This window comes from Iodobacter arcticus (assembly GCF_042664895.1).
GTDB lineage: Bacteria > Pseudomonadota > Gammaproteobacteria > Burkholderiales > Chitinibacteraceae > Iodobacter > Iodobacter arcticus.
The window spans coordinates 110,946-124,685 of the sequence record NZ_JBHTBQ010000002.1 but is presented as its reverse complement, the minus strand read 5'-3'; the positions used below and the strand labels follow the sequence as shown (position 1 = coordinate 124,685).

The window sequence follows — 13,740 nt, the reverse complement described above, 5'->3', positions numbered from 1 at the left end:
CGACAGGTAACAGGTGCAAAAAATGATTACTTAACTTTAACGCGAAAAGTGTCACCTATGTCTGTGGACTAAAGTGTTACCTATGTCCTTGACCTTTACAACCCCACGAAACACGAAAGCTCCTACGCTGCGGACAATCGAGTCGGCGGCGGGCGGGATTGGCTCGCTGCCTCGCTCCCTTGCCGAAACCCCGCCCCGCTTGTTCCTCGCTACGGCATGTTTCAAGGGGACTTTAAAAAGCCCTATGCAAAGAGCGTGGTTATTGTTTTTTTTCACTGTTTGCTAAAAAAACTATTTGCTTAGCGCGTATGGGGTTTCACCTGGCCTACATGGTGGGGCTTATTTTTTTACTGTGCCTAACGATGCTTTAATGGTTTGAAAGCGCTTGGTGCTTTCTGCGCCGCCTGCGTAATTTTCTAATTTGTCGCCAATTACGCTTTCAATGGTGTTGAGTCGGTCGCTTGGGCTGGGGTGGGTGCTGAACATCAGCGCAATTGTGCCCTCTGCTGGGTTGATATTGCCCAGTGTTTGCAACACAGAGACTAAGCCGTAAGGGTTGTAGCCTGCTCTGGCGGCTAAAACCATGCCGCCGATGTCTGCTTCAAATTCATCACCCTTATCCAAGCCGCGAACAAAAAGCTCTAAAGCGCCTCGGCTGCTGAGCGATACCAGCTGTGAAGCCGCACTGTTTTTTACATTATCAGCGCCCGCTTTGGCGAGATTTCCACCTACTTTTTGCCATTTTCCGGATTCAATGGCCTGCATATGGTGGCGTTTGAGCGTGTGAGTGATTTCGTGGGCTAATACGCCAGCCAGCTCTGCTTCATTGCGAAAGGTATCAAACAGCCCTTTAGTGATCAGGATATAGCCGCCAGGGGTGGTAAATGCATTGATATTTGGGCTGTCTATCACGCCAAAGTGGAACACCATATTGGGCTGCTCCGATTGCTTGACGATCCACATGCCCACTTGGTTTACATATTGCTGCAAGGCAGGGGAGGCCACCAGCGGGGCTGCGCCGAGTAAAAGCGAGGCAGCGCTTGCGCCAATTTCTTGCTCCTCTGCCGGAGTGGCTTTATGCATGGCATCGGCGGTGTTTTTTACGCCGTCGATTAAATTACTGATATCCAGTTTGCCAAAATCGAAGGCAAAGGCTGCAGCAGGGAATAAGCAGGCCAGCATCATTAGGCGGATACGCATGATTAGTTTCTCCTGTTTTTTGGGGTGTCATCACTGGCTGGTTTTTTATCCATGGCGATATACGCCACTTCCTGCGCAATCAGTTGCTCTTTAGCTGCGCTTTTTTGCGCATCCGAGTCACTTGCCGTGTAGTTTTTTAGTTTGCTGAGTTCTTCAGGGTTGGGTTGGGCATTCTGGAGCTGTTCGGCTGAAAGTCCTTTGACGCCCGTGGTGACGGTGCTGCCGGAAGAGCCTGTTCTAAAGGGATTTAATGACGCTAGGCTGGTGCCGCCCTCGCTCGCTCGGCCTGTTCTGACATTGAGCAATTTAATCCAGCCAACGAGCTTGCTATCGCTCTTGATTTGCATCCACGCGCCCTGGCGCATCTGGATATCCACCACATTGTCTTTTTTGAGCTGGCCAATCACGGCAGCATCCAGAAAAGGTTTATCACGTAGATCAGAGTCGCGAATGACGCTAGCGGTCTCGGCTCCAGCGCTGCTGCTTAGTGCGAGTAGCAGCCATAATCCTTTGTTCATGATGTTTTCCTTACGTATTTAAACGGGGTTCGAACAGCTCGACTTCTTGCTCGCGGCCTTTCACATGAAAGCTGCCGTGGGGTACAAAAGCAAAGTGCTGATCACAGGCTAGCCGCGTGGCATCGGATACCAGAACACGCGAGATGCCCTTGGTGAGGCCTTCGATACGTGAGGCTAAATTGACAGAATCGCCAATAATCGTGTAATCCAAGCGTGCATCCGAGCCAATAAAACCCACCACGGCTGGGCCGGTGTGCAGGCCAATGCCGATATCAAAATCAGCGCCTAAATCAGTTAGCTCGGTTTTAAACTTAACCAGTGCGGCCGACATTTCGATGGCAGCGGCAACGGCGTGCCTAGCGTGCTCGCTGTCATTCATTGGCGCGCCCCAGAACGCCATAATGGCGTCGCCAATAAACTTATCCAGCGTGCCGCCGTGGCGAAAAATAATCTCGACTTGCTGGGAGAAATAGCGGTTGAGCAGGCTGACGATATATTCCGGTGTGCGTGTTTCGGATAGCGTGGTAAAGCCGCGAATATCAGAAAACAACACCGTTAGCTCACGGGATTCTGCTTGCTGGCTGCTGTGTATTTCGCCTTGTGCCACCAATTGCTTCACTACGCGCTGATCCAGAAATCGTCCGAACAGGTTGATGGCCTGCTCGCGCTGAGCTTTTTCTGCCAGATAGGCAAATAGCGCGGCCAGCCAGTAATAAACCCAGGCCCATGCACTGGCAGAGGCGATAGACCAGTATTGATTACGGCTTAGGCCAAACCAGAAAATTGCCAGACCCGCCAAGGTCATCAGCAGTAAAGCGCCGCCTAAATAGAGGGTGTTGATTTTGTACTGAAAGCCTAAAAACAGCAGGGCCATTAAAGCCAGCCCCAGCGGGGCAAAATAGCTTCGGGCAGGGGTTTGCAACCAATCGCCATTTAGTAAGTTATCAATGGCTGAGGCTAAAATCTCGACACCGGGAAAGTTGGCAGAAAGCGGCGTAGGGCGCAAATCTTGCAAGCCCGGTGCGGCAGTGCCAATAAGGACGATTTTATTTTTTAACTCATCCGCCGGGCGCTGTGGCTTTTCACGGTTGAAATCAAAATAGAGGTCGCTATAGCTGATGTGCTTGTGGGCTTGCAACCAGTTGATGCGAATATCGTTGCCTTGGGGCTGGGGCCAGTTGAAATCTGTGGCTAAGCGGGCGGGCAAAGAGGGGAGGCGCCAGCCTTGGGTTTCGGCAAAAATCCAATAATGGCGGCCAATTCCATCTGGGTCTTTTTTAAAATTAATTAAGCCGCCGCGCCAGGTTTCGGGCGGTAGCACCAGTGGCAGCAGCAGTGGCGCACGCGCATCTGGCTTGGCTTGTGGCGTTTTTTGCAGGCCATAAATAGCGGGTAAATCGGCGAGCCTTGCGCCGATGCCATCAACCAAGAGTGTGCTGGGCAGATAGATATTGTGCTGCTGTAAAACGGTGTCTCTGAATAGCTGATCGCTATCGGCACGAAAAGTATCGGGCTCGTTAAATAGCACATCAAACACAATGGCTTTGGGCTGATGCGCGGCAATTGCGCTCAGTAGCTCGGCATGAATTGCGCGTGGCCAAGGCCAGCTGCCTGCTACTTCATTCATGGTTTCTAAGCTTTTCTGATCGATATCGACAATTACAATATCGGTAGATGCAGCACGGCGGTTGGCGTTTTTCTCTAGCAGCCAGTCGCCGCTGCGATCATCAATCACTGCGCTAAAATTCAGCCAGCCGTAATCTAGCAGTAGCAAGCTGCTCAGCAGAATAAAGATAGAAAGGTAGGAAAAGCGTTGCAGCATGACTGCGCCCGTAAAGATGCTTCCTGATCTTTATAGCGCTCAATAAAAAAGCCCGCATTTCTGCGGGCCTTTTTTCTTGATATGCGGGTGTTAGCTAGGGTCTGTTGACGTTTCATTCACAATTGCGCTGAGGCTGAAAATGGCTAGGCACAAGGCATGCTCCTCGGTAATAACTAGTTATTACCGAGGAGCATAACGCAGTGGATGGCCGTTTTCCGCCTCAGCCCTATCGCTGAGCGAGGAAAAACCCTCGCACGCAGAGGGTTGGCTGCATTTTTGGGGCTGCACTGCGTTAAAAATCGCTAATGGTACTCGTGCCATGTCGCAATTTTTGCCTTGTTCAGCCCCAAAACTACAGCCAACGCAGCTGTGAATGAAACGTCAACATACCCTCGTGATTAGGGTATGGCTTGTAATATATTTCAGAATAGAACAGTTTGTATTTGTAGGGCGGGTGAAACCCGCGGGTTGCACCCGCCCTACAATTTAAATCAGGGATTTATTACGAGCAAAGTGTTTACTCTTCTTCGTCCATCACCGCTGTGGTGTACACAGCCTGTGCGTCGTCGAGGTTTTCTAGCATATCCAGCAGTTTTTGCATTTTTGCCACATCGTCACCCAGGATTTCGGTTTCGGCTTGTGGCTTCATGGTTACTTCGCCCATTTCCGCTTTAAAGCCTGCTTTTTCTAGCGCTTCTTTTACGGTAATAAATTCGTAAGGCGGGGTAATCACTTCGATAGAGCCATCATCATTGGTGATGATGTCTTCAGCACCGGCTTCCAGAGCGACTTCCATCAGGGCGTCTTCAGATGTGCCGGGAGCAAAAATCAGCGTACCGCAGTGTTTAAACTGGAACGATACGCAGCCATCTGCGCCCATATTGCCGCCGCACTTGGCAAAGGCATGACGCACTTCGGCCACGGTACGGACGCGGTTGTCGGTTAGGCAGTCAATCATCACGGCTGCTCCGCCGATGCCGTAACCTTCGTAGCGGCATTCAACGTAATCCACGCCTTCCAGATTGCCCGAGCCACGCTCAACGGCGCGCTGCACATTATCTTTTGGCATATTGGCGTCGTAGGCTTTATCAATCGCCAGACGTAAACGCGGATTGGTTTCAATTTCGCCGCCGCCCATTTTGGCCGCAACGGTAATTTCTTTAATCAGACGGGTAAAGAGCTGGCCGCGTTTGGCGTCCTGGCGACCTTTACGATGCTGAATATTTGCCCACTTTGAGTGACCTGCCATGCTCGAATGTCCTGTTAAAGCCGAAGTTTAATGAGCGATTTTAGCAGAGAGAGGCCAGAAGGAGGAGAGGGAGATTCTTTGCTAATAGGCAATACTCTGAAAAAGCGATGTTATTGACCTGATCTGGAGCAAACTATTTGCAAATGGCTTGCGATCTGTAAAGGCTTAAATGGCCAGCGGTGTTTTTATGATGATTTAAATGCTGATTGATCGGGCTTTTATTACCCTGCTCGAAAATGAGCAGCCCGCCATCAATCAGCGTGCAGAATGCGGAATAAATTACAGCAGGGTGAGGGTGACTTCAATATTGCCGCGAGTGGCATTGGAATAAGGGCAAACTTCGTGCGCCTTATTAACGAGTTCTTGCGCTGCACTGCGCTCCATACCGGGGATAGATACATTCAGCGCAACTTGTAAGCCAAAGCCACCTTGGCCATTTGGGCCAATTCCCACTAAACCATTGACCGATGTGCTTGCTGGCAATGCGATTTTTCCTGCGGCGGCAACAAACTTCATTGCCCCGATAAAGCAGGCGGAGTAACCCGCTGCAAATAATTGCTCAGGGTTTGTCCCCTCGCCACCTGCACCGCCTAGTTCCTTGGGCGTACTTAATTGCACATTGAGTTTTTGATCGTCAGAAGCTGCGCGGCCATCGCGGCCACCGTTTGCTGTGGCATTAGCTGTGTAAAGAATTTGCATAGGATGCTCCTTGGTTTTTATCGAAAAGTAGCGGCCCTGTCAGGTCGATGGATTAACTATATTACACAATTAAATTGTGTACAACTTAATTGTGTAAAAAGAATGGTATCAGGGCGGGCTGGATGCTTGATATCGCCAGCAGGAATAGGCTTTTTAGTGCCGTGTGTTCAGACCATCACGAATTTGGGCTAGCTGGCTGCGCAGCTGCATGAGCGTTTCGGTGCTTTGCCCGCTGGCGCATAAAAGCTGCACAGGAATCATTTGAGCTGTTTCTTTAAGGGTCTTGCCATTGGGTGTGAGGGTGATACGCACCTGACGCTCGTCTTTGCTATCGCGCTGGCGGGTAATCAGTGCGGCGCTTTCCATACGTTTAAGCAGCGGTGTTAACGTACCGGAATCCAGAAATAGCGCTTCGCCAATGTCTTTGACCAAAATATCATCGTGCTGCCATAGCACCAGCATTACCAGATACTGCGGGTAAGTGAGGCCAATTTTTTCTAGCAGCGGTTTGTAAGCTTTGGTCATTGCCAGCGAGGCAGAGTACAAAGAAAAGCAAAATTGCTTATCAAGGCTGAGTAAATCTAAATCAGATTCCATAATATTTTTTCTGGCGGGTGTGAAGAAGCAGCTACTAGTTTAGCGCGCCTGATGGGGGTAGTACGATCAAATTTATAAAAGGGAGTCATGCCAGCCCAGTTGCTGTTTGGTATGCGCTTTGCGGGGAGTCGTTGATTGGCACTTCCCGCAAAGCTTGAAAAGACAAGATGGAAAAGCGGCCAGTGGCTTAATTAAATCTGGCCTGTATTGATTAAGCCAATAAGCTTAATTTCGTCACTTCAATGCTTGCCAAAGGCGCAATGCACTCTACTAAGGTTTTGAAATGTGTAGTGAGCATATGCGCATTATGTGCAGCTATATTTTGCCATTGTTCCTGAATAATAAAGCGATGATCGTCCTGATTATCGAGTAGCAAATCGTAACGATGGCAGCCTTCTTCTTGTCGAGAAGGCGCTAAGGCTAAGCGAATGACATCGGCTACTTGCTGGGCATGATTGGGTTTGGCAATGATAGTGGCTAATACAAATAGAGGGTTGCTCATAGAGATCCTTGTGGGGTGAGTTTTAGCGTGATAAAACCTAGCTGCAGTTTGGCTGAGTTTAATGACTTATTATTCTACTTTTGTTTTAACCAGCCATTCTCTGCCGCGTAATAATCCATGCCAATACACAATGGCTAAGAGATGGCGCTTGATAAACCAGTTAAATCTTCTTGGAATATGGGGTGCCAGAAATTTAAATGTAGGATCAAGCTCGCCGTTATAGGCAAATTCAGCCAGTACAATTTTGCCATTTTCTACCGTAAGCGGGCAGCCGCCATAGCCATTATAAATTGCTTTACTTGTTAATCCGGATAAATAACTAATGATATTAATGGCAACAACCGGGGCCTGTTTGCGAATAGCTGCGGCTGTTTTAGCATTGGGGCTGGAAGCTGCATCGCCTAATGAGAAAACATTGGCATAGCGTATATGTTGCAAGGAATGGGGGTCTACATCTACCCAGCCGGCTGCATTGGCTAGCGGGCTATTGGCAATAAAAGGGTGGGCGCATTGTGGTGGCACAATATGCAGCATATCAAAGGCTGATTCGGTAGAAGTGATGCTTCCATCAGCGTGAGTATTTGCAAAAGTTGCTAATTTTTTTGCACCATCTACTTTGATTAAATTGCTGGAAAAATTTAAATTGACCTGGTAGCGATCCATATATTGTTTAAGAATAGGGATAAAATAGGCTACCCCAAATAGCGTTGCGCCTGCATTATGAAACTGCACCTTGATATTGCTGAGCGTATGCTGTTTTTCCCAGTGAGAACAGGATAAATAAACGGCTTTTTGCGGCGCGCCAGCACATTTAATCGGCATAGCCGATTGGGTAAATAAAGCCACACCGCTTTTTAATTGCTGCACTAATTGCCATGTGTAAGGAGATAAATCGCTGCGATAATTGGAAGTTACCCCATTTTTACCCAGCGTTTCTTCCAGCCCTTCAATAGCAGACCAATTTAAGCATAAGCCGGGGCATACAATTAAAGTACGGTATTGCAAAATATCTTTATTCTCTAGCGTGATGCTGTTTTGATCGGGGTGGAAGATCGCTGCCGCAGATTGAATCCATTTTACAAAGCGCGGCATCACCTTGACCATGGGCTTAACGCTTTGCTTAATATCGAACGCCCCTGCACCCACCAGCGTCCACGCGGGTTGATAAAAATGCTGTGCAGCAGGCTCCACAATCGCAATTTTCAACCCTTTCTGCCGCTTGTAAATCGCCTGCGCCACCCCTAAGCCTGCTGCACCACCACCAATAATCACAATATCAAACATACCTTCTCCTTTGTTACATGAGTAGTCAGTTTTATTGTTTGTAGCTGGTAAACGAGTTATTGTCTTAAAAGATAGGCTTTAAAAAAAGGCTATTATTTTTTTTATGACGTTGGCTTGGTTTTGAGTTAATAGTGATTTACAGGATGTTTAGCTTGCTGGCATTCAGTTATAGTCGGATGCTATCTGATTTTATTTCTCGATATACTCGCTTAGAAGTCTCTTTGTTTTTTCATAAATAGTCGTCTTTTTAACTGCCCATGAATCCAGACATTATCCTCCCCCCCTATCCCGGTATTTCTCTTAGCCATGTACATTTAGTGCAATCTTTGCCTGATGCAGAGTGGGCTTTAGCAGCCTTGCAAGTGGCTGATGTGCTGGGCTTTGATACCGAATCTAAGCCGATTTTTTTTAAAGGCCAGCAATCTACCGGGCCGCATTTAATTCAGCTGGCGACGGATACGCAGGTGTTTTTATTTCCTGTGGTGGCTGCGGGCCACACTACGGCGGTAGTGAAGGCGGTGCTTGAATCGCCGCAAATTTTAAAAGTGGGTTTTGGTCTGAGTGATGATCATAAGCGCTTGCACGCCAAGCTGGATATCTTGCCCAAGCATGTTTTAGATTTATCCAGAGCATTACGAGGGGCAGAGCGCGGTGATGTGGGGGCTAAATCAGCAGTGGCGCAATATTTTGGGATGCGCTTACAAAAATCTAAAAAAGTTTCCACCTCCAACTGGGCTGCGTCACCTTTAAATGAGCGGCAAATTAAATACGCGGCAGATGATGCGCAAGTGGCGCTGTTGGTGTATCGAAAGTGGTTGGCATTGCAGGGCTGAGCTTTTTATTATTAGTCTTATAGACATCAAGTTAAGCCATTATTTCTATAAAAATGTCAGGCAATTCAAATGCAGAAGCTTACTCGTTTTTAAAATGGCGAGAGATCACTGCTTTGCCGCTATTTCTTCTGAGCTAGATTTAATCAAATTGTGAAGGAGTGTGTTTTGTTGTTCAGAAACTTAGTATTATTTTTGATTTGCTGCACTTTAGGTGCTTGCTCTAAACAAGCTCCTTCCGCCGATAAATTAGAAAGAAATCTATTGATGCAGCTGGTTTTTCCTTCATGGAAAAAACAGAATAAACCACAAATTCAAGCGCTGGAGCTGGATAAAAAAGACGGCGAAATTCCTGAGCATTTAGTCGCGGCTGCAGGGGAAGATAGGCCAGGGTATCTTTTTGAAATCTTAGCTGAGCAGCTGATTCGTCTGGATAGCAATCGTGCGGTGCTGATTACTTCGGCCTCACCCCTTGATCAGCAAGGCGAATCCGTATCTGGGCATTTGTCAGCGAGTTTAATCAGTGCTTTCTGGTTTAAACAAGTGGATGGCCGCTGGTATGCCGATGGGCAGCAGATGCAGCTTGATTGGCTTGGCGCTTCTGCCTTCGCGGGTAAAAGCAAGGTCGTTAAGTTGAGCACAAATCAATTTGCGCTTGGGGTGGAATCGAGCGATTGCTTTGATGGTGAGTGTTTTACAGATTTAATGCTGTATGAATTAGGCGGGGAAAAAGTTAAAAGCCTATTGAAGCATTCGATTCGTATCGCCGCCGATACAATAGGCGTGCGGGCTGATTGCGAGCAAATTTTAAAGCAGCCTGTAAATAAAGTGATTCGCTATCATCATGCTGAAAGTGCTCAATCATCGAGTAATTGTGTTGATGTAAAAAGCGAGTGGGCGATTAAGGCCAATGGTAAAACTCCGGGGGATTTGCTGATTCGTTTTTCTGGCTTTATTGAAGAGCAAAAGACCATTGAAAAAATAGCGGCTGATGCAGGGGAGGAGGAATCCACTATCGTAGTGGATTCCATTTTATCGCCCATTAAACAGCAGCAGCTGTTTCGCTATCGTGAAGGCAAGTACCAGTTAGTGAGCGGTAAAAATCCGACGCCTGAGTTTTAGTAGCTTGGTGGTGCTGCGTAAGTGCTATCTGCCGGAAATGGATTGGGCTGCGGCGATTTGGAGCGGTCTTTTAAAGCCACCCGGAATATCGCTACCCCAATCACGCCAATATTGCGCGTGTCGCCTGCTTGGGTATTGGCGGCGTAGGCCTGATCAGGCGCTGCAAAGCGAAAAGCGGCGACTTCTTCCTGGCTTTTACGAAACCCTTGAATAGAGAGCGCGCGGTGTGCATTAAGCAGATAGCCCGTATTGTTCAGGCTGCCTGCTTGGCCATTGAGCACATCAAGCCCATCTACGGTGGTCACAATTTCAAAATCGCGGTTGCTCAGGTTTTGAAATTTAAGCGTGTAGCGTGCGCCATTTGTTCCACCTAGCAAGATCTGGCCTTGTGCGGTGCGCAGGAGCGGAATAGGGCGATCATTTTCATCCAGTACCGACCATTCAATAGCGCCTTGCAGTAAAGGCAAGTTGAGCTGGCGTGCTGCGTTGGGCAGCGATTGATTCAGGGCTCTGGCTTCGCGATAAGCGATGGAGGCTACTTGCTCTGCTTGAAGCGGGGTGATGCGGCTGGCTTGCACCTGCTGAACGCTTGATTCCAGCCCCTCACCCCACTGCGTACCTAGCCGAGCGCTTGAAGTCTCACTTTGTTTTGGGGCTGGCATGCTGGAGCAGGCGGCAAGTAAGCTGAGTAAGCAAAGGCTGCTGAGGATTTTTGCCCAAGGTTTTTTGGTATTCGAATTTAATAGGTAGTGCATAGCGTATTTCTCGTTATCTAAGTTAGTTTTAAAACGATATAAAGCGGCTAGTGCGATAGCAGATATCTGCTTTAAGCATTCATCATGCCTTATATTTTATTTGTGGGTAAATAGCTATTTAAATATTTTTCTTACAAATTAATATTTAATTCTTTAAGTCAGGAGTTGTTTGTTTTTTATCTGCTGTTAAATGTTGGGGTTTTTATTTATTTTTTATGTTTTAAATAATGAATTGTTCGGGTTTTTAATCGGGTTTTGTAAATGGATTAGCTTATTGTTTTTAAAAAATGAGGATGATTTATTGAAGTGCTGGGTCGCTATGGCAAGCGTATAGAGGAGCTGTGTTGCGGGTTTGGGTGTGCTGAATAGAAAGGGGATGCTTGTACTGATTTTTTAATTTTAATTAAATCAGTAAGGATGTTTTTTTATAGCTTATTTATAGCTGTGCTCTTGGCAAACCCGTTTCAAACTTCGCCCATACGCGGCGAAAATCTCTGATTGAATTAAACCCCGCTAATTCGGCAATTTTCTCTAGGCTATGGTTGGGATTACCCAACAGTTTCTTGGCATGGGCGATGCGCAGGCTTTGCTGGTATTCCACCATGCCCACACCTGCATGCTGGCGAAACAGGCGGCTAAGGTTGCGCTCGCTCATCAGGGCGATGGCGGCCAGATCGGCGACGCTCCAGTGCTTTTCTGGGGCGCGGCTAATGGCATCCTGCACGCGGTGGATATTGGGATGCAGGTGGCTGCGGTGCGCCAGCCATGGTGAGAGCTGGGCATCTTGGCCGTTGCGGCGCAGATAAATCACCATATGCCGTGCTACTTCTTGCGCAATCGGTGCGCCGGCTAATTTTTCGATTAAATACAGCGCCAGATCAATGCCTGCGGTAATGCCAGCGCTGCTAAAAATAGGTCCATCTTCGATAAATATCCGGTCGTCTTCCACACGGGCCAAAGGCGCTTGCTGGCGTAGACGTTCGATTAAGGTGTGGTGAGTGGTGCAGCGCCTGCCATCCAGTAAACCGGCACGGGCGGCAAGCTGGGCTGCGGAGCAAATGCAGGCGATACGCAGATCGGGGCCAGAGATCGCTTTGAGCCAATCCACCACGGTTTGCGCTTCGGGCAGTTGGTAATGCTCGGCTGATTTAATCACGCCGCATAAAACCACCAAGGCCCCAGCCGGGATGCTTTCGGGCAAGGGGGCTAAGTTGGCAATTTCTAAACCGAGCGAGCTGGTGAGCGTCGGTGTCGGGGATATTGTATGCAAATCAAAAGGAGCGCCAAGCGTTGCCGCAATCCGGAATGCCTCGGCAGGGCCCGCGTAATCAAGTAATAAAAATTGCGGGGTAAGAACAAAGTAAATGGGGTAGTGGTTCATGGGGGATTGATCGTGCCTATGTAGGGCGGGTGCAACCCGGCAATTCTGGTTTGAAAGGCAAGGAAAATCGGCGGGTTTCACCCGCCCTACGAGTGATGGAATACGTGCTCAGGCTCGTTTTAGCTTTAACAAAATCATCCCTTTAATTCGCCCGCCAAATAGATTAATCAAGAGGCCCGACATCAGTAAGAGTGAGCCTGCCCATTGCTGGGTGTTGAGTGTTTCTCCAAACACAAGGTAGGCGGTGATGAGGCCAACCACCGGTACGAGCAAGCTAAAGGGCGCAACCTGATTGGCAGGGTAAAGGCTAAACAGGCGTGCCCATAAGCCGTAGCCGAGCAGGGTGGCTGCCCAAGCAAGGTAGGCAACGGCTGCGAGCGATGTCCAGTTGAAGTGGTTTAGCGCATTAAAAATGGCCGCAGGCCCTTCGATGAGGTAGGAGAGTGCCAAAAAGGGCAGTGGCGGCACAAGGCTGGCCCACACCACAAAGGCAAACATATTGACCGGGCCTGTAGCCGCTACTTTGCGTGTCACAATATTGCCAGTGGCCCACATGGCTGATGCACTCAGAGTAAGAATAAAGCCCAGCAGCGTCATATTCTGCCCATGGGCTGCGCCAATAAAAGCAAGCCCCAAGCTGGCTAAAATCAGCCCAGCCAGCTGCGCTTTTTTCCAGCGCTCATTAAGTAATAGTGCAGAAAAAACCAGCGTAAAAAAAGCCTGTGCCTGCAAAACCACCGAGGCAAGGCCAGCAGGCATGCCCAAATGAATGGCACAGAATAAAAAGGCAAATTGCCCTACAGAAATCGTTAGCCCATAAGCCAAAAAAAGCCTGAGTGGCACTTTGGGGCAGGCGATAAAGAGCACTGGCAGGGCGGCTAAGACAAAGCGCATCGCCCCTAATAAAAGCGGAGGAGTGCCATTTAAGCCCACTTTTATGGCAACAAAATTAATCCCCCAGATCAATACAATCAATAGGGCCAGCAATAGGTCTTTGGGTTTCATCTGGAATCCTTGTTTCCTTAATTGTGGCAAGGAATTGCTGCTTTAAGTAGGCACAGATGTGGGGATGATTCCTTAAACAGCGTGGTAGGGCGATGAAACCCGCGTACTTTTCAGCATTGCTCGCGGGTAAGCACCCGCGCTACACGTCACATTGCTGACAAAGCCGCTACACAATCTGCTGTACTCACAATATTAGCAAAGCGCCCTGCCAGCACAGTCTCTGTTCTTTCTTTAATGTCGCGGGCACTCAGGGTACGGCCTGTGGTGGGGTGAGTCATGGCGAAGGTGAGGGTGGCGTCGGTTACAAAGTCGATTTCATAGCCGATATCACTGCCAATCCTTGCCGTGGTTTCGCAGCACTGCTCGGTGCGTATGCCGGTAATCAGTAGTTTACTGATCTTGCGTTTACGCAGCCAGTAATCTAGGCCGGTATCGCTAAAAGCATTGTGTACATGCTTATGAAACACCACATCATGTTGCGGCGGCATCCAGTCCAGTGGCGTGACTAAACCTGATTCCAGTGCAAACGGGCCGCTGGAAACATGAAAAATACGCACGATCGGGACATTTTTTGCCACGCAGGTTTCGATCAGCTGGCTGATGTTTTGCTGAAAAGCAGGCACATCGTCTTCTACCCAAAATGGGCGAGATAAAAAGGATTGCTGTACATCGATGCTGATCAGGGCGGTGTTTGACATGGTTTTCTCTCTATCTGTGGTGTTGGGATAAGACAGAGATTAATGCAGCCCATACCTTGCGGTAATGGGCTGATCGGC

At 48.5% G+C, this 13,740-nt stretch carries 14 protein-coding genes; 2 read left to right on the top strand and 12 right to left on the bottom strand.

The features are described 5' to 3' along the window. Nucleotides 1-339 precede the first annotated feature (339 nt). From ACFQNF_RS01370 to ACFQNF_RS01335, 8 genes are all read right to left on the bottom strand, one after another. Nucleotides 340-1,200 (bottom strand): M48 family metalloprotease, encoded by an 861-nt coding sequence (locus tag ACFQNF_RS01370; protein WP_380185577.1) that lies wholly within the window; start codon nucleotides 1,198-1,200, stop codon nucleotides 340-342. Nucleotides 1,201-1,202: 2 nt separating this feature from the next. Further along, on the bottom strand, nucleotides 1,203-1,718 hold the full coding sequence (locus ACFQNF_RS01365) for an SH3 domain-containing protein (RefSeq protein ID WP_380185575.1): 516 nt from the start codon (nucleotides 1,716-1,718) through the stop codon (nucleotides 1,203-1,205). Between the two features lie 10 nt (nucleotides 1,719-1,728). Beyond that, on the bottom strand, nucleotides 1,729-3,540 hold the full coding sequence (locus ACFQNF_RS01360) for a CHASE2 domain-containing protein (protein ID WP_380185573.1): 1,812 nt from the start codon (nucleotides 3,538-3,540) through the stop codon (nucleotides 1,729-1,731). Nucleotides 3,541-4,057: 517 nt separating this feature from the next. After that, a complete protein-coding gene (locus ACFQNF_RS01355) occupies nucleotides 4,058-4,789 on the bottom strand; it encodes a YebC/PmpR family DNA-binding transcriptional regulator (RefSeq protein ID WP_380185571.1) in 732 nt (243 codons plus the stop codon). A gap of 279 nt (nucleotides 4,790-5,068) precedes the next feature. Beyond that, nucleotides 5,069-5,488, bottom strand: a complete 420-nt coding sequence (locus tag ACFQNF_RS01350) for an organic hydroperoxide resistance protein (protein WP_046350721.1) — start codon at nucleotides 5,486-5,488, stop codon at nucleotides 5,069-5,071. Nucleotides 5,489-5,641: 153 nt separating this feature from the next. Then, a complete protein-coding gene (locus ACFQNF_RS01345) occupies nucleotides 5,642-6,085 on the bottom strand; it encodes a MarR family winged helix-turn-helix transcriptional regulator (protein WP_380185569.1) in 444 nt (147 codons plus the stop codon). A gap of 211 nt (nucleotides 6,086-6,296) precedes the next feature. After that, nucleotides 6,297-6,587 (bottom strand): putative quinol monooxygenase, encoded by a 291-nt coding sequence (locus tag ACFQNF_RS01340; RefSeq protein ID WP_380185567.1) that lies wholly within the window; start codon nucleotides 6,585-6,587, stop codon nucleotides 6,297-6,299. Nucleotides 6,588-6,656: 69 nt separating this feature from the next. After that, nucleotides 6,657-7,871 (bottom strand): NAD(P)/FAD-dependent oxidoreductase, encoded by a 1,215-nt coding sequence (locus ACFQNF_RS01335; protein ID WP_380185566.1) that lies wholly within the window; start codon nucleotides 7,869-7,871, stop codon nucleotides 6,657-6,659. Nucleotides 7,872-8,128: 257 nt separating this feature from the next. Between ACFQNF_RS01335 and ACFQNF_RS01330 the strand changes: the two genes are divergently transcribed. Together ACFQNF_RS01330 and ACFQNF_RS01325 are read left to right on the top strand one after the other, a co-directional pair. Continuing rightward, nucleotides 8,129-8,704, top strand: coding sequence for a 3'-5' exonuclease (locus tag ACFQNF_RS01330; RefSeq protein ID WP_380185565.1), 576 nt, complete (start codon nucleotides 8,129-8,131; stop codon nucleotides 8,702-8,704). A 168-nt stretch (nucleotides 8,705-8,872) separates the two neighbouring features. Beyond that, nucleotides 8,873-9,823: a hypothetical protein gene (locus tag ACFQNF_RS01325; RefSeq protein ID WP_380185563.1), complete on the top strand. Its 951-nt coding sequence runs from the start codon at nucleotides 8,873-8,875 to the stop codon at nucleotides 9,821-9,823. Here the strand turns inward: ACFQNF_RS01325 and ACFQNF_RS01320 are convergent. From ACFQNF_RS01320 to ACFQNF_RS01305, 4 genes are all read right to left on the bottom strand, one after another. Further along, nucleotides 9,820-10,578, bottom strand: a complete 759-nt coding sequence (locus tag ACFQNF_RS01320; protein WP_380185562.1) for a hypothetical protein — start codon at nucleotides 10,576-10,578, stop codon at nucleotides 9,820-9,822. The two genes, ACFQNF_RS01325 and ACFQNF_RS01320, sit on opposite strands and share 4 nt — an antisense overlap. Before the next feature lie 436 nt (nucleotides 10,579-11,014). Continuing rightward, nucleotides 11,015-11,959: a GlxA family transcriptional regulator gene (locus ACFQNF_RS01315; RefSeq protein ID WP_380185560.1), complete on the bottom strand. Its 945-nt coding sequence runs from the start codon at nucleotides 11,957-11,959 to the stop codon at nucleotides 11,015-11,017. Nucleotides 11,960-12,067: 108 nt separating this feature from the next. Next, nucleotides 12,068-12,964 carry an EamA family transporter gene (locus tag ACFQNF_RS01310; protein ID WP_046350729.1) on the bottom strand — a complete coding sequence of 299 codons (897 nt, stop codon included), beginning with the start codon at nucleotides 12,962-12,964 and terminating at the stop codon, nucleotides 12,068-12,070. 146 nt (nucleotides 12,965-13,110) lie between these two features. Next, complete coding sequence (locus ACFQNF_RS01305) at nucleotides 13,111-13,662, bottom strand: cysteine hydrolase family protein (protein WP_380185559.1); 552 nt, start codon at nucleotides 13,660-13,662, stop codon at nucleotides 13,111-13,113. Nucleotides 13,663-13,740 lie beyond the last annotated feature (78 nt).